Origin of the sequence: Microbacterium sp. SORGH_AS_1204 (assembly GCF_030818935.1) — a bacterium.
In the GTDB taxonomy this organism is placed as follows: Bacteria; Actinomycetota; Actinomycetes; order Actinomycetales; family Microbacteriaceae; genus Microbacterium.
Genome location: NZ_JAUTBD010000001.1, coordinates 1435925 through 1454345, shown reverse-complemented (window position 1 = coordinate 1454345; position 18421 = coordinate 1435925). Strand labels below are relative to the sequence as shown.

Below are 18421 nucleotides of genomic sequence, written 5' to 3'. Positions count from 1 at the left end.
CCCCATGGAGGGACGGGCGTTCGGGACTCGATCTCAGATCGCGGGCACACATCACTCGTCCGCCGCGGTCGGGACTCAGCCTCAGATCGCGAAGCCGAGGGCGCGCATCATGTCACGGCCGTCGTCGGTGATCCGCTCGGGACCCCACGGCGGCATCCACACCCAGTTGATGCGGAAGCGGTCCACGACGTTGTCGAGGGCCTGAGCCGTCTGCTCTTCGAGCACATCGGTCAGGGGGCAGCCGGCCGACGTCAAGGTCATGTGGATGACGAGGGCGTCGTTCTCGTCATCCCACGCGAGGTCGTAGATGAGTCCCAGATCGACGACGTTGATCCCCAGTTCGGGGTCCATGACGTCTTTCAGGGCCTCGGTGACCTCGTCGTACTTTTCGGGCGCGAGGGTTGCGGTCATGTAACGATCTTACGCGTCGACCGGCGTACCGGCCTCGAGGAAACGGTCGTAGCCCTCTTCTTCGAGACGGTCGGCGAGCTCGGGGCCGCCCTCTTCGACGATCTTGCCCTTGACGACGACGTGCACGAAGTCGGGCCGGATGTAGCGCAGGATGCGGGTGTAGTGCGTGATGAGCAGCACACCGAGGTCGGTCTGCTCCTTGGCGCGGTTCACACCCTCCGACACGATCTTCAGCGCGTCGACGTCGAGACCGGAGTCGGTCTCGTCGAGCACGGCGATCTTCGGCTCGAGCAGTTCGAGCTGCAGGATCTCGTGGCGCTTCTTCTCGCCACCCGAGAAGCCCTCGTTGACGTTGCGGGCCGCGAACTTCGCGTCCATGCGCAGGTTCTGCATGGCACCCTTGACGTCCTTCGTCCACGAGCGGATGGCCGGAGCCTCCCCGTCGATGGCCGTCTTGGCCGTGCGCAGGAAGTTGGTGACGGTGACGCCGGGGATCTCGACCGGGTACTGCATCGCCAGGAAGAGACCCGCACGGGCGCGCTCGTCGACGCTCATCTCGAGCACGTCTTCGCCGTCGAGCATGATCGAGCCGCTCGTGACGGTGTACTTGGGGTGACCGGCGATCGTGTACGCCAGGGTCGACTTGCCGGAGCCGTTGGGGCCCATGATGGCGTGGGTCTCACCGGTGCGCAGCGTCAGCGTGACACCGTTGAGGATCGGGGTCGTACCGTTCTCCGTCTCGACCGTCACGTGGAGGTCGCGGATCTCGAGGACAGACATGGGTTTCCTTACGTAAATCTGGGTCGTGGTGGCGAGGCTCAGGCCGTCGCCTTGGTGACGGACGGATCGATGAGCACGTCGTCTCCGTCGATCACGACCTCGTACACGGGCACCGGCTCGAAGGCCGGGAGGTTGAGCGGGCGACCGGTCTTGAGCGAGAACGCCGAGCCGTGCGCCCAGCATTCCAGCGTCTCGCCCTCGACGAAGCCGTCCGAGAGCGAGATGTCGCCGTGGGTGCAGACGTCGCCGATCGCGTGCACGTCGCCGTTGCCGTCGAGCACGACGGCGATCGCGACGCCGTCGATCTCGACGCGGTGTGCTTCGTCTTGCACGAGGTCGCTCAGCGCGCAGGCGCGGGAGGCGCTCACGCGGCAGCTCCCTCGGCCAGCTCGCGCTCGATCGCCTCGGTCAGCTCGGTCTCGAGCTCGGGGATGCCGATCCGCTGGACGATCTCGCTGAGGAAGCCGAGCACGACCAGGCGACGCGCCTCGTCTTCGGCGATGCCGCGGGCCTGCAGGTAGAACAGCTGCTCGTCGTCGAAACGACCCGTGGCGCTGGCGTGGCCCGCGCCCTGGATGTCACCGGTCTCGATCTCGAGGTTCGGGATCGAGTCGGCGCGGGCACCGTCGGTGAGCACGAGGTTGCGGTTGGCCTCGTAGGAGTCGGTGCCCGTGGCATCCGGTCCGATGAGCACGTCGCCGATCCAGACGCTGCGGGCGCTGGCGCCCTGCAGAGCCCCCTTGTAGAGCACGTCGCCGACCGTGTGCGGTCCCTTGTGGTGCAGGTACACCTGCGACTCGAGGTGCTGGCCGGCGTCGGAGAACGACAGGCCGTACAGGCGCCCCTCCGACCCGGCACCCGCCAGCTCGACCGACGGATTCACGCGCACGACACCGCCGCCGAAGCTGACCACGACGTGCGTCAGCTTCGCGTCCCGGTCGACGCGGGCCTGGTGGGCGGAGGCGTGGATCGCGTCGTCATCCCACTTCTGCACCGACACGACGGTGAGGTCGGCGCCGTCGCGCACGATGATCTCGACGTTCTGCGCGTGCTGGGCCGTGCCCTCGTGTCGCAGCACGACGGTGCCGCGCGAGTTCGGCTGCGCCTCGATCACGACATGGGCGTGCGCGAGGCCACCGGTGCCGGTGAGCCGCACGACGACGGGCGCGTCGAGTTCGACGTTCGCGGGGATCCGCAGCAACGGCGCCTCGCTCTCGTGCGTCCAGGCGAGGGCGGCGGTCAGGTCTTCGGGACGGAAGTGCTCGCCGCGCGGGGCGTCACCGGCGGCGAGGCGCGACTGCTGCACCTCGGCCGGTGCCTCGACCTCGACGCGCATGACGCCGGTCGGTCCGGCCTCATCGGCGAACAACGGCGCGAGCCGGTCGATCGGGCTGAGCTTCCAGTTGACCTCGCGGCCCGTCGGCGTGCCGAAATCGGCCGGGTCGAACGAGGTCGCCCGCTCCGAGCGCGTCTGCACCGGAACGACGGATGCCACGAGGGCGGCAGGGTCGATGTGACCCTCCGCGGCGGCTGCGGGGGTCTGCGTCGCAGTCGACATTTAGCCTACGGATCCTTCCATGCCCATCTCGATGAGCTTGTTCAGTTCGAGCGCGTACTCCATGGGCAGTTCACGCGCGATGGGCTCGATGAACCCGCGCACGATCATGGCCATGGCCTCGTCTTCAGGCAGGCCGCGCGACTGCAGGTAGAAGAGCTGCTCCTCGCTGACCTTCGAGACGGTTGCTTCGTGGCCGAGCTGCACGTCGTCGACGCGGATGTCGATCGCGGGGTACGTGTCGCTGCGCGAGATGGTGTCGACCAGCAGCGCGTCGCAGCGCACCGTGTTGGCGGAGTGGTGCGCGTTGGCATCCACTCGCACCTCGCCGCGGTAGCCGGCGCGACCGCCGCCGCGGGCGATCGACTTCGACACGATCGACGACTGCGTGTACGGCGCCATGTGGATCATCTTCGCGCCGGCGTCCTGGTGCTGACCGGGACCGGCGAAGGCGACCGACAGGGTCTCGCCCTTGGCGTGCTCGCCCATCAGGTAGATGGAGGGGTACTTCATCGTCACCTTGGAGCCGATGTTGCCGTCGACCCACTCCATGGTGGCGCCCTCGTGGGCGACCGCGCGCTTGGTGACGAGGTTGTAGACGTTGTTCGACCAGTTCTGGATCGTCGTGTAACGCACGCGGGCGTTCTTCTTCACGATGATCTCGACCACGGCCGAGTGCAGCGAGTCGCTCTTGTAGATCGGGGCGGTGCAGCCCTCGATGTAGTGGACGTAGCTGTCTTCGTCGGCGATGATCAGGGTCCGCTCGAACTGACCCATGTTCTCGGTGTTGATGCGGAAGTACGCCTGCAGCGGGATCTCGACGTGCACGCCCTTCGGGACGTAGACGAACGAGCCGCCCGACCACACCGCCGTGTTCAGCGCCGCGAACTTGTTGTCGCCGGCGGGGATGACGGTGCCGAAGTACTCCTCGAAGAACTCGGGGTGCTCGCGCAGCGCCGTGTCGGTGTCCATGAAGATGACACCCTGCTGCTCGAGGTCTTCGCGGATCTGGTGGTAGACCACCTCGGACTCGTACTGCGCGGCGACGCCGGCGACCAGGCGCTGACGCTCGGCCTCGGGGATGCCGAGCTTCTCGTAGGTGTTGCGGATCTCTTCCGGAAGGTCTTCCCAGGTCTGCGCCTGCTTCTCGGTGGACCGCACGAAGTATTTGATGTTGTCGAAGTCGATCTCGCTGAGATCGGCGCCCCACGTGGGCATGGGCTTGCGACCGAAGAGCTGGTAGCCCTTGAGGCGCGTCTTCAGCATCCACTCCGGCTCGGACTTCAACGAGGAGATGCCGCGCACGACGTCCTCGTTGATCCCGCGCTGCGCGATCGCGCCGGCGGCATCGGTGTCGTGCCAGCCGAACTCGTATTGCCCCAGGCTTTCGAGCTCGGGTCGGTCGATGAGGACATCGGACATGGTGATCACTCTCCTTCTCGGGCTCCAACGGTGTCATCCGCCCCGGCATTCCGGACTCCGGACGAAGTCCCAGGAATGTCGCTGGTGGGCCCGCTCGAAGGCGCTGGCTGCGCGCCTAGACTGTCTGTGGTGCGGATCGCGTGAGCGCTGCACCCGGACCCTTCGATTCTACAGGCAACACCCGCTCCCGGCATGGCAGCACCGCTCCCCCGCACGCCGGGTACGCCGGGGCCGCCTCGATGCCAGGAAGCCGCACGCATGCCCTCCGCCTCGTCCCCCACCGCCCCGTCACGCGTTCCGGCGCCCCTGCAGCGCGTCATCGCGTGGCTGCCCGCCGACGTCGACCGGCGAGTGCGCGTGTTCGCCTGGCTGTCGTTCGTCGCCGAGGTGCTCATCATCGCCACCGGCGGCGCCGTGCGTCTGACCGGATCGGGGCTCGGCTGCCCGACCTGGCCCCGCTGCACCCCCGACTCGCTCGTGAACACCCCCGAGATGGGCATCCACGGCATCATCGAGTTCGGCAACCGCACCCTCACCGGGCTGGTCGGCATCCTCGCCCTGGCCGTCGTCGTGCTGGTGTGGCGCATGCGTCGCGAGCGCCGCGTGCTCTTCGTGCTCTCGCTGGTCGTGCTGCTGGGCATCGTCGCCCAGGCCGTCGTCGGCGGCATCACCGTGCTCACGGGACTGAACCCGTTCATCGTCGGATTCCACTACGTCGCCTCGGTCTCGCTCGTCGCGGTGTGCGCGGCGTTCCTCGTGCGCATGTACCAGCCGGCGGGGCCCCGCACGCTCGCCGCCCCCCGGTGGTTCGCCGGTCTCGTGCACGCGACCACGGCGGTGCTGGCGCTGACCATCGTGTTCGGCGTGCTCACCACGGGCGCGGGACCCCACTCCGGCGACGAGGCGTCGGTGCGCAACGGCTTCAACGCCGAGGTGCTCGAGCACGTGCACGCGTGGCCCGGGTACGCGCTGTTCGCCCTCACGCTCGTCGTCGCCGTGTTCGCGCGGCGCCTGCGTCTCGATGTGCGCCGCTGGGCCGTCGCGCTGCTGGCCGTCGAACTCGTGCAGATCGCCGTCGGTCTCTATCAGGCCCGCAACGGCCTGCCCGAGATCGCCGTCGGAACGCACATGGTGCTCGCAGCGCTGGCCGCCGCGACGATGACGGTGGTCGTGCTGCGCCTGAAGCGGCCCGTCGTCGCGACCGGGCGGGTCGTTCCGCGCGAAACGGCCTCGGTACGCGGCTGACGCCCCCGCCGCCCGGAAGGCGTGTGACGCCCTTATACGCTCATAGGGCTTTCATCGGCGACCCCTAGGAGCGGTGAGGGCGGATGAGACAGGCTGGTGATCCGGGTGATCGCCGCCCGTGACCCACCCGATGCCACCGCGTCGGGTGACGCTGTCCGACTCCCCCGGGTCGGAACGACAAGGAGTACTCCCCATGAAGACTCGTCCCCGTCTGCTGACCAGCATCCCGTTCTGGGTGCTCGTCGTCGCATCCCTGGCCGCCATCATCGGCGGGCTCGCGATCGTCCTGAACGGGATCAACGCGATGGAGCAGGTTCTCAACGACCCGAACGCCACCGTCGTGCAGGTCTACGTCGGCCAGTCCTGGGTCGTCGTCGGTGCCGCCGTCCTCGGCGCCGGTGCCGTCGGCATCGTGGCCGTGCTGGCCCTCGCCGCCGCCAGCGCCCTGACCCGCCGCCCCGACGTCGCCGTCGAGACCATCGACTGGAACAGCGACGACGAGACGGCTCTCGAGCCTGCGCCGGCTCCGTACACCTCCGCCGCTCCCCTGGCAGTCGAGGATGCCGACGTCGAGACACCGTCGACCGCGACGGCCCCGCCGCAGGCCGCCTCCGCCGCGCGCCACGACGAGCCCCGGCTCGACGCGGGAGACGACACCCCGCGTCGCTGATCCCGTACGTGGAAGCGCCCGCCCCGATCCCACCGGGGCGGGCGCTTTCGCGTTCCCGCTCGCCACGGCTCCCCGACGGAGGAGCTTTGCGGAGCGGACGAGGGATATCGCGACCCCGTCCCCCGTCGCGGGATCTCCTCCGCTCCCCGAGTCCCCGCGCAGCAACCCGCACGCTCGCCCTCGGATCGCGGCACATCGGTCGTCGATGCCGCAGCGCGTGGCATCCGGGATCTGGACGGCACCCACCCCCGTCGCCGCCCGGAACGACGCCGCACGCGAAAGCGCCCGCCCCCGAAGGGACGGGCGCTCGCGGATCAGCTCAGAACGGCAGCAGCGGGTCGACGGCGATCGCGACGAACAGCAGCGTGAGGTACGTGATGGACGCGTGGAACACACGCATCGGGCGGGGCTCCCCACCGCGCACGGCGCGCGAGTACAGGCGGTGCGACTCGTAGATGAACCACCCGCCGAAAACCAGCGCCGAGACGCTGTAGACGAGGCCCATGGAGGCGACCGGGATGAGCAGCAGCGAGCACGCCACCGTCGCCCACGCGTAGAGGATGACCTGCAGGCCCACCTGCGAGCCGCTTCGGGTCGCGCCCAGCATGGGCACATCGACCTCTTCGTACTGTGCGGCGTACTTCATCGACAGCGGCCAGTAGTGCGGCGGCGTCCACAGGAAGACGAGCGCGAACAGGATGAACGGCGCCCACGAGAGCGACCCCGTGACGGCCGACCAGCCGATGAGCACCGGGAAGCAGCCCGCGATGCCGCCCCACACGATGTTCTGCTCGGTACGGCGCTTGAGGATCATCGTGTAGATCACGACGTAGAAGAAGATGGCCGCGGCCGACAGACCGGCCGCGAGAGGGTTGGTGAACGCCCAGAGCCACACCGTCGAGACGGCGGCGAGCGTCCACGCGAAGACGACGGCACCGCGCGGCGAGACCTCGCCGGTGACCAGCGGGCGGTTCTCGGTGCGCTGCATGTGCGCGTCGATGTCGCGGTCGAGGTACATGTTGAACGCCGCCGCCGAACCGGCGCTCAGCGATCCGCCGATGACCGTCGCGAAGATGAGCCACAGGTCGGGCAGGCCGCCCTGCGCGAGGATCATCACCGGAACGGTGGTGACCAGCAACAACTCGAGGACGCGGGGCTTGGTCAGCGCGACGTAGGCCCGGACGGTGCGTCCGACGGAGCGGCGATCGGTCGTCGCAATGACGTGCGACGTCGTCGAGATGTCCATCGTCCCCCGGGGTAGAGCGTAATGATCCTCACCGATTCTATGGCATCCGCACCACACGCCCGGCCGCCTGTCGACCCCCGTCACGATCCACAACAGCCGCCGTCGTTCTCGCTATGCTGACGATGAACGCGCGCCCCGCGACGACACCCCCACCCCCCTCCCACTCCTACGGTGGTGAGCGCGGACGTCGGCCGTGAACGGGCGCAGATCGAGAGAGGCACCGTTTTGTCGGACTTCGAATGGGATGACATCGATCGGCGCGCGGTGGACACCGCTCGCATTCTGGCGGCCGACGCCGTCGAGAAGGTGGGCAACGGCCACCCCGGAACCGCGATGTCGCTCGCACCCGCGGCGTACCTGCTGTACCAGCGGGTCCTCCGCCACGACCCGGCCGACACGCACTGGCCCGGTCGTGACCGTTTCATCCTGTCGGCGGGTCACTCCTCGCTGACGCAGTACGTCCAGCTCTACCTCGGCGGTTTCGGCCTCGAGCTGAAAGACCTCGAGGCGCTGCGCACGTGGGGATCGCTCACCCCCGGCCACCCCGAGTACGGCCACACCGACGGCGTCGAGATCACGACCGGCCCGCTGGGCCAGGGACTGGCATCCGCCGTCGGCTTCGCCTACGCCGCCCGCTACGAGCGCGGTCTCTTCGATGCCGAGACCCCGGCCGGTGAGAGCCCGTTCGACCACTTCGTCTACGTGATCGCCGGCGATGGCGACCTCCAGGAGGGCGTGACGAGCGAGGCCTCCTCGCTCGCCGGCCACCAGGAGCTCGGCAACCTCATCGCGATCTACGACTCCAACCAGATCTCCATCGAAGACGACACCAACGTCGCCTTCACCGAAGACGTGGCGAAGCGCTACGAGTCCTACGGCTGGCAGGTGCAGACGGTCGACTGGAAGAAGACCGGCGAGTACGTCGAAGACGTCGCCGAGCTCCACGCCGCCATCGAGGCCGCGAAGGGCGAGACGAGCAAGCCCTCGCTCATCATCCTCAAGACGATCATCGGCTGGCCCTCGCCCGGCAAGCAGAACTCCGGCAAGATCCACGGCTCCGCTCTGGGTGCCGACGAGCTGAAGGCCACCAAGGAGGTGCTCGGCTTCGACCCCGAGCAGCACTTCGCCGTCGCCGACGACGTCATTGCCCACACCCGTCAGCTCGTCGAGCGCGGAGAGGCCGAGAAGGCCGCCTGGCAGGAGACGTTCGACGCGTGGGCCGCCGCGAACCCCGAGCGCAAGCAGCTGTGGGACCGCCTGCAGGCCCGCGAGCTCCCCGCCGACATCGCCGATGCCCTTCCCGCCTTCGAGGCCGGTAAAGACGTCTCGACCCGTGCGGCGAGCGGCACGGTCATCAACGCCCTCGCAGCCTCGCTCCCCGAGCTGTGGGGCGGTTCGGCCGACCTCGCGGAATCGAACCTGACGACGATCAAGGATGCAAAGAGCTTCATTCCCTCGTCGTGGTCGACGCACGAGTGGTCGGGCGACCCCTACGGCCGCGTGCTGCACTTCGGCATCCGCGAGCACGCGATGGGCGCGATCCTCAACGGCATCGTCCTGCACGGACCCACCCGTCCGTTCGGCGGCACGTTCCTCATCTTCAGCGACTACATGCGCCCGCCGGTGCGTCTAGCCGCCCTGATGAACATCCCGACCATCTTCGTCTGGACGCACGACTCCGTCGCCCTCGGCGAAGACGGACCCACCCACCAGCCGATCGAGCAGCTGGCCACCCTCCGCGCCATCCCGAACTTCGCCCTCGTGCGGCCCGCGGATGCCAACGAGACCAGTGTCGTGTGGCTCGAGATGCTGCGCCGCACCGCGGGTCCTGCCGGTATCGCGCTGACCCGTCAGAACATCCCCGTCTTCGCCCGCGGCGAGGGCGCGGCATCCGGTGACGAGTTCGCCTCCGCCGAAGGTGCCGTCAAGGGCGCCTACGTGCTGGCCGAAGCAGCAGGCGGCGAGCCCGACGTCATCCTCATCGCCACCGGTTCCGAGGTGCAGCTGGCCGTCCAGGCCCGCGAGACCCTCGCCGCCGAGGGCGTGCACGCCCGCGTGGTGTCGGCCCCGTCGCTCGAGTGGTTCGCCGAGCAGGACGAGGCGTACCGCGAGTCGGTTCTGCCGTCGTCGGTGAAGGCGCGCGTGTCGGTCGAGGCCGGCTCCGCCCTCAGCTGGGCCGGCATCGTCGGCGACGCCGGCCGCTCGGTCGCGATCGACCACTTCGGTGCGTCGGCCGACTACAAGACCCTGTTCCAGAAGTTCGGCATCACGGCCGAGGCCGTCGTCGAGGCCGCCCGCGAGTCGCTCGCCGCGGCCAAGAAGTAATCCGAGGAGATTAACGACATGAGCACTCCCACCGCAGACCTCGCCGCCGCAGGCGTCAGCATCTGGCTCGACGACCTGTCGCGTCAGCGCATCCAGTCCGGCAACCTCGCCGAGCTCATCGAGTCGCGCAACGTCTCGGGCGTCACGACCAACCCGACCATCTTCGCCGGCGCCCTCTCGAAGGGCGAGGCCTACGAGGGCGAGGTCAAGGAACTCGCCGCCGCCGGCGCCGATGTCGACGAGGCGATCTTCTCGATCACCACCGACGACGTCCGCGACGCGTGCGACATCTTCCTGCCCGTCTTCGAGGCCACCGACGGTGTCGACGGCCGCGTGTCGATCGAGGTCTCCCCCGACCTCGCCCACGACACCGAGGGCACCGTTGCACAGGCGAAAGACCTGTCGGCGCGGGTCGACCGCAAGAACGTGCTGATCAAGATCCCCGCGACCAAGGCGGGCCTTCCGGCCATCACCGAGGTCATCGGTGCCGGCATCTCCGTCAACGTCACGCTGATCTTCAGCCTCGAGCGCTACGAAGAGGTCATCGACGCGTACCTCGCGGGTGTCGAGAAGGCGCAGGCCGCCGGTCACGACATCTCGACCCTGCAGTCGGTCGCCTCGTTCTTCGTCTCGCGCGTCGACACCGAGATCGACAAGCGTCTCGCCGCCCTCGGCACCGACGAGGCCGCCCAGCTCAAGGGCAAGGCCGGCATCGCCAACGCACGCCTCGCGTACGAGCTCTTCGAGAAGAAGTTCGCCGAGGACCGCGCGAAGAAGCTCTTGGATGCCGGTGCCACCGTCCAGCGTCCGCTGTGGGCCTCGACGGGTGTGAAGGACCCGGCGCTGCCCGACACGCTCTACGTGACCGAGCTCGTCGCCCCCGGCACCGTCAACACGATGCCCGAGAAGACCCTCGAAGCGACCTTCGACCACGGTGTCATCACGGGTGACACCGTGACCGGCGCCTACGCCGAGGCCCACGAGGTGTTCGACCGTCTCGCCGCCGCGGGCGTCGACGTCGCCGACGCGACGCAGACGCTCGAAGACGAGGGTGTCGAGAAGTTCATCGCCTCGTGGCACGAACTGCAGGACACGGTCAAGACCGCCCTCGAAGCCGGAAGCGCCCAGGCCGCGAAGTGAGCTTCGCGGTCAAGGTCACGGGTCGCGTCGGCTCGGTCGTTCAGGCCGAGCTGCCGGGCCTGACCGGCTCGCTGATCGCGTCGGGCATCACCGCCGGCGATGCGAGCCTGTGGGGCCCGGCCGCGGAAGACGAAGCGTCTCGTCGTCTCGGGTGGGTGCGGGCGGTCTCCGTCTCGCGCCCGCTCGTGCCCGAGATCACCGCCCTGCGCGACGAGCTCGTCGCGCAGGGCGTGACCCGCGTCGTTCTCGCGGGGATGGGCGGCTCGTCGCTCGCGCCCGAGGTCATCGCGCAGACGGCCGGCGTGCCGCTGGTCATCCTCGACTCCACCGCCCCCGGCCAGGTGCTCGCCGCGATCGACGGCGACGCCGAGACCGGCGGGCTCGCGCGGACCGTGCTGGTGGTGTCGAGCAAGTCCGGTTCGACCATCGAAACCGATTCCGCGAAGCGCGCCTTCGAGGCCGCGTTCCGCGATCTCGGCATCGATCCCACCGAGCGCATCGTCGTCGTGACCGACCCCGGCTCGCCGCTCGAGGCGTCGGCGCGTGCCGACGGCTACCGCGTCTTCACGGCCGACCCCGACGTGGGTGGCCGCTACTCGGCGCTCACCGCCTTCGGCCTGGTCCCGACGGGGCTCGCGGGCGTCGACATCGACGAGCTCCTCGACGAGGCGGATGCCACCCTGCTCGAGGTCGCGATCGATTCGCCCGAGAACCCCGCACTTGTGCTCGCCGCCGCGATCGCCGGCGGGGGCGCTCGGCGTCGTGACAAGCTCGGCCTGATCACCGACGGCACGCACATCATCGGGCTGCCCGACTGGATCGAGCAGCTCGTCGCCGAGTCCACGGGCAAGGACGGCTCCGGCATCCTTCCCGTCGTGCTGCTGCCGGTCTCGCCGGAGGTCGAAGCGACGCCCGACGATCTGCAGATCGTGCGGTTCGTCGACGACGCGCAGGCATTCCACCTGTTCGAACGTCACACCGACGAGGTGCTGGTCAGCGGTTCGCTGGGCGCGCAGTTCGTCGTGTGGGAGTACGCCACCGCGATCGCGGGACGACTGCTCGGCATCGACCCCTTCAACCAGCCCGACGTCGAGTCGGCGAAGGAGGCCGCTCGCGGTCTCCTCGACGCGCAGCCCGCCCCCACCGCCCCGGCGTTCGTCGCCGACGGCGTCGAGGTGCGCGTGTCCGACCCGGCTCTGGCGGCCGGCGGTACCGTCGCGAGCGTCCTCGCGGCGCTGTACGCGCAAGTGCCGGCCGATGGCTACATCGGCATCCAGGCCTACGTGAACCGCCTCGAGCTCCCGCAGCTCGTCGGCCTTCGCGAGCTCGTGGCCGCTGACGCCGGTCGCCCCGTCACCTTCGGCTGGGGTCCCCGGTTCCTGCACTCCACGGGCCAGTACCACAAGGGAGGACCCGCCACCGGTGTCTTCCTCCAAATCCTCGAACGCACCGACGTCGACCTCGAGATCCCCGGTCGACCGTTCACGTTCGGACAACTCATCCAGGCACAGGCCGCGGGAGACGCGAGCGTGCTGGCGGACGGTCACGGCCGTCCCGTCGTCACGCTGACGCTGACCGACCCGCAGGCCGAGGTGCTCTCACTCTTCGAGGCGGCACAGTAAGACATGGTCGTAAAGATCACACCGGGTCACAATCCCCTGCGCGATCCCGAGGATCGCCGTTTGAGCCGGATCGCGGGGCCCAGCGCCCTCGTGATCTTCGGCGTCACCGGCGACCTCTCGCGCAAAAAGCTCATGCCGGCGGTCTATGACCTCGCCAACCGCGGCCTTCTGCCCCCGGGGTTCGCCCTGGTCGGCTTCGCGCGCCGCGACTGGGAGGACCAGGACTTCGCCGAGGTCGTGTACGACTCGGTCAAGAAGTACGCGCGCACCGAATTCCGGGAGGAGACGTGGAAGGAGCTGCTGCAGGGCATTCGCTTCGTTCAGGGCGAGTTCGACGATCCCGAGGCCTTCCAGCGTCTGCGCGACACGGTCGACAAGCTCGACACCGAGCGCGGCACGATGGGCAACCACGCGTACTACCTGTCGATCCCGCCCAAGGCCTTCCCGCTCGTCACGACTCAGCTCAAGGCGTCGGGGCTCGTCGGCGACTCGTCCGAGGACACGACCGGCTGGCGCCGCGTGGTCATCGAGAAGCCCTTCGGCCACGACCTCGCCTCGGCCCGCGAGCTGAACGAGGTCGTCGAGAGCGCGTTCCCCGCCGACTCGATCTTCCGCATCGACCACTACCTCGGCAAAGAGACGGTGCAGAACATCCTGGCGCTGCGCTTCGCGAACGAGCTGTACGAGCCCATCTGGAACCGCAACTACGTCGACCACGTGCAGATCACGATGGCCGAAGACATCGGCGTGGGCGGTCGCGCGGGCTACTACGACGGCATCGGCGCGGCGCGCGACGTCATCCAGAACCACCTGCTGCAGCTGCTCGCGCTCACGGCGATGGAAGAGCCCATCAGCTTCAACGCCGCCGACCTGCGCGCCGAGAAAGAGAAGGTGCTCGCCGCGGTGCGCCTGCCCGAGAACCTCGCCGAGGCGACTGCTCGTGGTCAGTACGCCGGCGGCTGGCAGGGTGGCGAGGAGGTGCTGGGCTTCCTCGAAGAAGACGGCATGAATCCCGAATCGGTCACCGAGACGTACGCGGCGATCAAGCTCGAGATCAACACGCGCCGCTGGTCGGGCGTGCCCTTCTACGTGCGCAGCGGAAAGCGCCTCGGGCGCCGCGTCACCGAGGTGGCCGTGGTGTTCAAGCGCGCGCCGCAGCAGCTGTTCTCGCAGAGCCAGACGCAGGAGCTGGGGCAGAACGCGCTGGTCATCCGCGTGCAGCCCGACGAGGGCGTGACGATCCGCTTCGGCTCGAAGGTCCCCGGCGACGGCACCCAGGTGCGCGATGTGACCATGGACTTCGGCTACGGGCACGCCTTCACCGAGGCCAGCCCCGAGGCCTACGAGCGCCTCATCCTCGATGTGCTGCTCGGCGACCCGCCGCTGTTCCCGCGGCACGAAGAGGTCGAGCTCAGCTGGAAGATCCTCGACCCGATCGAGGAGTTCTGGGCCGCCGAGGGCGGTCCGTTGGAACAGTATTCGCCCGGGTCGTGGGGGCCGGCATCCGCCGACGAGCTCCTGGCCCGCGATGGCCGCACGTGGAGGCGCCCGTGATCATCGACCTGCCCGACACCACCGTCAGCGCGATCTCGAAGAAGCTCGTCAGCGTCCGCGAAGAGGGCGGTGCCGTCGCCCTCGGGCGCGTGCTGACGCTCATCATCGTCACGCACCACGGCGCCGAAGAAGAGGTCATCGAGGCCGCGAACGACGCCTCGCGCGAGCACCCGATGCGCGTCATCGCCGTGCTGTTCGGCGACGAGGACGAAGAGCCGCGCCTCGACGCGCAGATCCGTGTGGGCGGCGACGCCGGCGCGAGTGAGGTCGTGGTGCTGCGCGCCCACGGTGCCGCCGGCTCCAATGCGGAGAGCCTCGTCACGGGGCTACTGCTGCCCGACGCCCCCGTCGTCGCGTGGTGGCCCGCCGAGGCTCCCGCCGACCCGGCGCGCTCGGCCATCGGGCGCATCGCCCAGCGCCGCATCACCGACGCCTCCTCCCAGGCCGACCCGGCCGCGTGGGTCGCCGAGCTCGGGGAGCACTACGCCCCCGGCGACACGGACTTCGCATGGACGCGCGTCACCCGCTGGCGCGAGCAGCTCGCGGCGGTTCTCGACCAGCCGCCGTACGAGCCCGTCACCGCCATCGAGGTGCGCGGCGCATCGGACTCCCCGTCGACGGCGCTGCTCGCCGCCTGGCTCGGGATGAAGCTCGACGCCCCGGTCGACTACGCCTACCTCCCCGCCGAGGAGTGGGCCAGCGGCATCAAGTCGGTGCGCCTCACGCGCGCGAGCGGCGACACGCTGCTCGAGCGTCCGGAGGCGGGGGTGGCGATCCTCAGCCAGCCCGGCCAGCCCACGCACGACCTCGCCTTCCCGCGGCGGACGCTGCGCGAGTGCCTGGCCGAGGAACTGCGCCGACTCGACCCCGACCTGCTCTACGGTCGCGTCATCACCGCCGGGCACGACCTGCTGCATGCGGCGCGCGAGAAGAGCGGGTCGTGACCGACGGCGGCGCGGCCAAGCGCGTCATCATCAAGCCCGACGCCGACACGCTGGCCGAGTACGTGGCGACGCGATTCGTGAATCGCATCGTCAAGCGCGTCGCCGAGGGAAAGCGCATGCACATCTGCCTCACCGGCGGCACGATGGGCGGGGCGGTGCTGCGGGCGGCCGCGCGCGACGAGCGCGTCGCCGACATCGACTGGTCGCTCGTGCACTTCTGGTTCGGCGACGAACGGTTCGTGCCGCGCGACAGTGACGACCGCAACGAGAAGCAGGCGCGCGAGGCGTTCCTCGACCACCTCGCGGTTCCCGCCGCGAACATCCACTCCGTCGCCTCGAGCGACGACGGGGTCGACCTGGATGCCGCGGCGATCGCGTACGCCGACGAGCTCGCGCAGTTCGCGCCGTCGGACCGCAGCGAGACGGGTCCCTGGCCGTCGTTCGACATCTGCTTCCTGGGTGTCGGTCCCGACGCGCACATCGCCTCGCTGTTCCCCGATCGTCCCGAGATCTCGGTGACCGACCGGGCGACCGTGCCGGTGCGCGAGTCGCCGAAGCCGCCGAGCGACCGGGTGTCGTTGACACGGCCCGTGATCAACAGCTCCAAGCGGGTGTGGATGGTCATCGCCGGCGCCGACAAGGCCGCCGCCCTCGGCCTCGCCCTGGCCGGAGCGAGCTACCAGAGCGTCCCCGCCGCGGGCGCGAAGGGGCGCCGTCGTACGGCCTTCTTCGTCGACGAGGTCGCCGCCGATCAGGTGCCGCCGCAGCTCATCGACCGCGAGTACTGAGCGAGGGACCCCTAGGGGGCCCGGATGCCGACGGCATCCGGGCCCCCTTCTTTCGCCTCCGCCCGAGGGGAGAAGCACCCTTGCCTGCGCGGACACCGCCGCTTAGCCTGGCGACGGGGGGCATCTGCCCGGGAGGGGATCCGTATCCCTGCTCCGGCCGACGCACGAGGGAGCGTCCGGATGCCATTTTTTGGTCGCGCGCGCGAGAACCGGATCGCCGACGAGCTGATCGGGTCCGCGGGCGGTGGTGCCTGCCTGTTCACCGGCGAACCGGGTGTGGGGAAGTCGGCGCTGGCCGGCCACATCGCCGCCGGCCACGATGCCGTCGTGGTGGTGGCCAGCCCGAGCGAGCGCATGTGGCCCTATTCGGGGTTGTCCGCCGTGGCGGCGGGCCTCGGCGGAGAACGCCGAGCGGCCGTCGACGCTCTTCTGGATCGCGGCGGGGATTGGCCCGAGCACCTTCTCGCGGAACACCTCAGCCGCACGCTCCAGCTCGTGCGCGAAGAACCCGATGTCGTCGTCGTCGATGACATCGACCAGCTGGACGGCGCGAGTGTCACCGTGCTCTCGTACGTCCTCGGTCGACTCCGCGGCACGGGTCTGCACGTGATCGCGACCTCGGGGCCGCTGGGCGGGCGATCCGATTTCGCCGGGATGCGGCGGGAGGTCATCGGCCGGCTGGGCGTGGAGGAGTCCCTCGAGCTCGCCCGTGCGGTGCTGGGCACGCATGCCGCCCCCGCCGTCCTCCGTAACGTCGTGGCGAGCACGGGCGGGCACCCCGGGCTTCTCGCCCGCGTGCGCCTCACGCCCCGCGAGACGGTGGGCGATGTCCCTCTCCCCTTCCCGCTGCGCCTGGCGGACGACGCGGCCGGCCGACGCGGCGCCGGAGACACGCTCGTGCGCGACCCCGCGGTCGCCGCGGTCATGGATCTGCTGTCGGTGGCTCCCGTGTTCGGCCATGACCGCCTGCGCGGGGCGGCCGCGGCCCTCGGCGTCGAGGTCGACGCGCTCATCGACGACGGCCTCGTCGACGTCCACGGCGAACTCGCACGCATCGCGGATCCCGCACGCCGTCTCCGACACCTGAGCGCTTTGAGCGCGGACGAGCGACACCGGCTGCACGCGCGCGCCGCCACCGAACACGCGGGCGCCTACCCGGCGACCGTGCTCTGGCACGAGAGCTTCGCCGACCCCGGCATCGACCGCGAGCGTCTGCTCGTCGCCGCGGTCGACCTCGCCCAGACGGGAGAGCCGTCGACGGCGGTCGAGTTCGCCGAACGCGCGCTGGCCGGCCCACTCGACGCCGCAGCGCGCTGCCGTCTGCTCGTCGACCTCGGCGAGGCGCTCGTGCTCCAGGGCGACGACGTGCGGGCGCGGTTCTACCTCCGGCGAGCCGGGACATCGAGCGAGCCCGCCGTGCGTGCACGTGCCGCGCTCGCGTGGCTCCGGGCGACCGCGGCCACCGATCACGTCGTCGACGACGCCATGCTCGACGTCGCCGCCGAGCTCGACGATCCCCGTGCCGTGGAACGCCTGCTGTGCGAGAGCGCGCGACTGCACCTCTGGCGCGGGGAGGCCGCCCGAGCGCGGACGCTGCTCGAGATCGCGGTCGAGAGGGGTCTGGCCTCGGTCGAGAGCGCGCTGGTCGCGCGGCTCCTCGAAGAGGTGGGGGCCGACGTCGTCCTCCCCGTGACCGTGGACACCGGGGTCGGCTCCGCAGCGGCCGCTCCTCCGGCCTCCCTGGAGCAGACCCTCATCGAACTGAGTGTCGGGATCATGCGCGAGGAGTACGCCCTCGTCCGCCGACGTATCCGCGTGCTCCTCGATCAGACGCCGCGGCTCGCGCCGTTCTGGCGTGACCAGGTGGGGTGCCTGCTCGTGACGACGGAGGTGCGCGGCGGCGATCCGGCCGCGGCGCGCGAAGCCGTCGCGGACTGGCGGCGGGAGTGGTTTCCCGGCCGCGCGCCCGATGTGGCGAACATCCTCGTGCTGGCGAGTGCCGCCGCGCTCGATCCCGTCGGTCCGGGCGCGGCCGACCTCGTTCGACAGGGACGCGACCTGTGTCGGCGCGAGGGGACCCCGACGCTGCTGCCGTGGTTCGCCGTCATCGAAGGCGGAACGGCGCTGGCCGAGGGGCGTTTCGACGATGCCGTCACCGCCCTCCGCACCGCCAAGGAAGCGGTTCCCGTCGACGACCCCTCGTTCCTGCGCGCCGACGCCGACCTCGTCGAAGCGCTCTGGCTGAGCGGCCTGCGCACCGAGGCACGCGTCGAGCTGGCCCATCTCGAAGCGGCGTCGGCGCGCAGTCCCCGCCGGTGGACCACCATCGCCGTCGCCCGCTCGCGGGCCGTGTGCCGCAGCGACGCCGACGGGGCCGCCGCGTTCCGGGCGGCGGAGGCGATCCTGCGCACCGACGACGCGCCGTACGAGCGCGTCCGGCTGGCGGCGGCACGCGAAAGGTGCCTTCCGTCGAGCGATCCCCCGCTCCCTACCCCGCCCTCGGGCACGAACGAGAGGAGCCGCACCCTCACCTCGCAAGAGCGCGAGGTCGTCGCTCTCGTGGGCCGCGGCCTGCGCAACCGGGAGATCGCGGCATCCCTGTTCATCTCGCTGCGCACCGTGGAGCTGCGCCTGACCGGCATCTATCGCAAACTGGGCGTGAATTCGCGCGTGCAGCTGGTCGCCCTCCTGCACGGCGCGACGCGCTCCTAGAATCCGG

15 protein-coding genes are annotated in these 18421 nt (G+C 69.9%); 9 read left to right on the top strand and 6 right to left on the bottom strand.

The window, feature by feature from the left end; translation table 11 throughout:
* Nucleotides 1-81: 81 nt before the first annotated feature.
* From QE410_RS06615 to sufB, 5 genes are read right to left on the bottom strand one after another with little or no spacing between them, the layout of a single operon-like run.
* Entirely contained in the window at nt 82-411 is a 330-nt protein-coding gene (locus tag QE410_RS06615) for a metal-sulfur cluster assembly factor (RefSeq protein ID WP_013586729.1), read from the bottom strand.
* A 9-nt stretch (nt 412-420) separates the two neighbouring features.
* Nucleotides 421-1191 carry a Fe-S cluster assembly ATPase SufC gene (gene sufC / locus QE410_RS06610; RefSeq protein ID WP_307329552.1) on the bottom strand — a complete coding sequence of 257 codons (771 nt, stop codon included), beginning with the start codon at nt 1189-1191 and terminating at the stop codon, nt 421-423.
* A 38-nt stretch (nt 1192-1229) separates the two neighbouring features.
* Nucleotides 1230-1559 carry a non-heme iron oxygenase ferredoxin subunit gene (locus QE410_RS06605; protein WP_058233135.1) on the bottom strand — a complete coding sequence of 110 codons (330 nt, stop codon included), beginning with the start codon at nt 1557-1559 and terminating at the stop codon, nt 1230-1232.
* On the bottom strand, nt 1556-2749 hold the full coding sequence (gene sufD, locus QE410_RS06600; RefSeq protein WP_307329546.1) for a Fe-S cluster assembly protein SufD: 1194 nt from the start codon (nt 2747-2749) through the stop codon (nt 1556-1558). Before sufD ends, QE410_RS06605 begins: the two co-directional genes overlap by 4 nt.
* On the bottom strand, nt 2750-4168 hold the full coding sequence (gene sufB / locus QE410_RS06595) for a Fe-S cluster assembly protein SufB (protein ID WP_058233263.1): 1419 nt from the start codon (nt 4166-4168) through the stop codon (nt 2750-2752).
* Nucleotides 4169-4426: 258 nt separating this feature from the next.
* Here sufB and QE410_RS06590 point away from each other — a divergent pair, with 258 nt between their 5' ends.
* Together QE410_RS06590 and QE410_RS06585 are read left to right on the top strand one after the other, a co-directional pair.
* Nucleotides 4427-5413, top strand: coding sequence for a heme A synthase (locus QE410_RS06590; RefSeq protein ID WP_307329542.1), 987 nt, complete (start codon nt 4427-4429; stop codon nt 5411-5413).
* Between the two features lie 193 nt (nt 5414-5606).
* The gene (locus QE410_RS06585) at nt 5607-6083 is read left to right on the top strand and encodes a dinucleotide-utilizing enzyme (protein WP_307329539.1); all 477 of its coding nucleotides are present in this window, start codon (nt 5607-5609) and stop codon (nt 6081-6083) included.
* Nucleotides 6084-6402: 319 nt separating this feature from the next.
* On the opposite strand, the gene QE410_RS06580 is transcribed toward QE410_RS06585, so the two are convergent.
* On the bottom strand, nt 6403-7329 hold the full coding sequence (locus QE410_RS06580) for a heme o synthase (protein ID WP_307329536.1): 927 nt from the start codon (nt 7327-7329) through the stop codon (nt 6403-6405).
* A gap of 225 nt (nt 7330-7554) precedes the next feature.
* Here QE410_RS06580 and tkt point away from each other — a divergent pair, with 225 nt between their 5' ends.
* The 7 genes from tkt (at nt 7555) to QE410_RS06545 (ending at nt 18414) form a co-directional block, all read left to right on the top strand.
* Nucleotides 7555-9654, top strand: coding sequence for a transketolase (gene tkt / locus QE410_RS06575; protein ID WP_307334383.1), 2100 nt, complete (start codon nt 7555-7557; stop codon nt 9652-9654).
* Nucleotides 9655-9672: 18 nt separating this feature from the next.
* Nucleotides 9673-10794, top strand: a complete 1122-nt coding sequence (gene tal, locus QE410_RS06570) for a transaldolase (protein ID WP_307329533.1) — start codon at nt 9673-9675, stop codon at nt 10792-10794.
* Complete coding sequence (locus QE410_RS06565; protein ID WP_307329530.1) at nt 10791-12416, top strand: glucose-6-phosphate isomerase; 1626 nt, start codon at nt 10791-10793, stop codon at nt 12414-12416. The genes tal and QE410_RS06565 overlap by 4 nt, the downstream gene beginning before the upstream one ends.
* Before the next feature lie 3 nt (nt 12417-12419).
* Nucleotides 12420-13970, top strand: coding sequence for a glucose-6-phosphate dehydrogenase (gene zwf, locus QE410_RS06560; RefSeq protein WP_307329526.1), 1551 nt, complete (start codon nt 12420-12422; stop codon nt 13968-13970).
* A complete protein-coding gene (locus tag QE410_RS06555; RefSeq protein ID WP_307329523.1) occupies nt 13967-14914 on the top strand; it encodes a glucose-6-phosphate dehydrogenase assembly protein OpcA in 948 nt (315 codons plus the stop codon). Before zwf ends, QE410_RS06555 begins: the two co-directional genes overlap by 4 nt.
* Nucleotides 14911-15702, top strand: a complete 792-nt coding sequence (gene pgl, locus QE410_RS06550; RefSeq protein WP_307329520.1) for a 6-phosphogluconolactonase — start codon at nt 14911-14913, stop codon at nt 15700-15702. The genes QE410_RS06555 and pgl overlap by 4 nt, the downstream gene beginning before the upstream one ends.
* 180 nt (nt 15703-15882) lie before the next feature.
* On the top strand, nt 15883-18414 hold the full coding sequence (locus QE410_RS06545) for a helix-turn-helix transcriptional regulator (protein ID WP_307329518.1): 2532 nt from the start codon (nt 15883-15885) through the stop codon (nt 18412-18414).
* The last annotated feature ends 7 nt before the right edge of the window (nt 18415-18421 follow it).

Coding starts and splice junctions, on each gene's coding strand:
- QE410_RS06615 (WP_013586729.1), bottom strand. CDS start 411: ATGACCGCAACCCTCGCGCCCGAAAAGTACGACGAGGTCACCGAGGCC.
- sufC (WP_307329552.1), bottom strand. CDS start 1,191: ATGTCTGTCCTCGAGATCCGCGACCTCCACGTGACGGTCGAGACGGAG.
- sufD (WP_307329546.1), bottom strand. CDS start 2,749: ATGTCGACTGCGACGCAGACCCCCGCAGCCGCCGCGGAGGGTCACATC.
- sufB (WP_058233263.1), bottom strand. CDS start 4,168: ATGTCCGATGTCCTCATCGACCGACCCGAGCTCGAAAGCCTGGGGCAA.
- QE410_RS06590 (WP_307329542.1), top strand. CDS start 4,427: ATGCCCTCCGCCTCGTCCCCCACCGCCCCGTCACGCGTTCCGGCGCCC.
- QE410_RS06585 (WP_307329539.1), top strand. CDS start 5,607: ATGAAGACTCGTCCCCGTCTGCTGACCAGCATCCCGTTCTGGGTGCTC.
- QE410_RS06580 (WP_307329536.1), bottom strand. CDS start 7,329: ATGGACATCTCGACGACGTCGCACGTCATTGCGACGACCGATCGCCGC.
- tal (WP_307329533.1), top strand. CDS start 9,673: ATGAGCACTCCCACCGCAGACCTCGCCGCCGCAGGCGTCAGCATCTGG.
- zwf (WP_307329526.1), top strand. CDS start 12,420: ATGGTCGTAAAGATCACACCGGGTCACAATCCCCTGCGCGATCCCGAG.
- QE410_RS06545 (WP_307329518.1), top strand. CDS start 15,883: ATGCCATTTTTTGGTCGCGCGCGCGAGAACCGGATCGCCGACGAGCTG.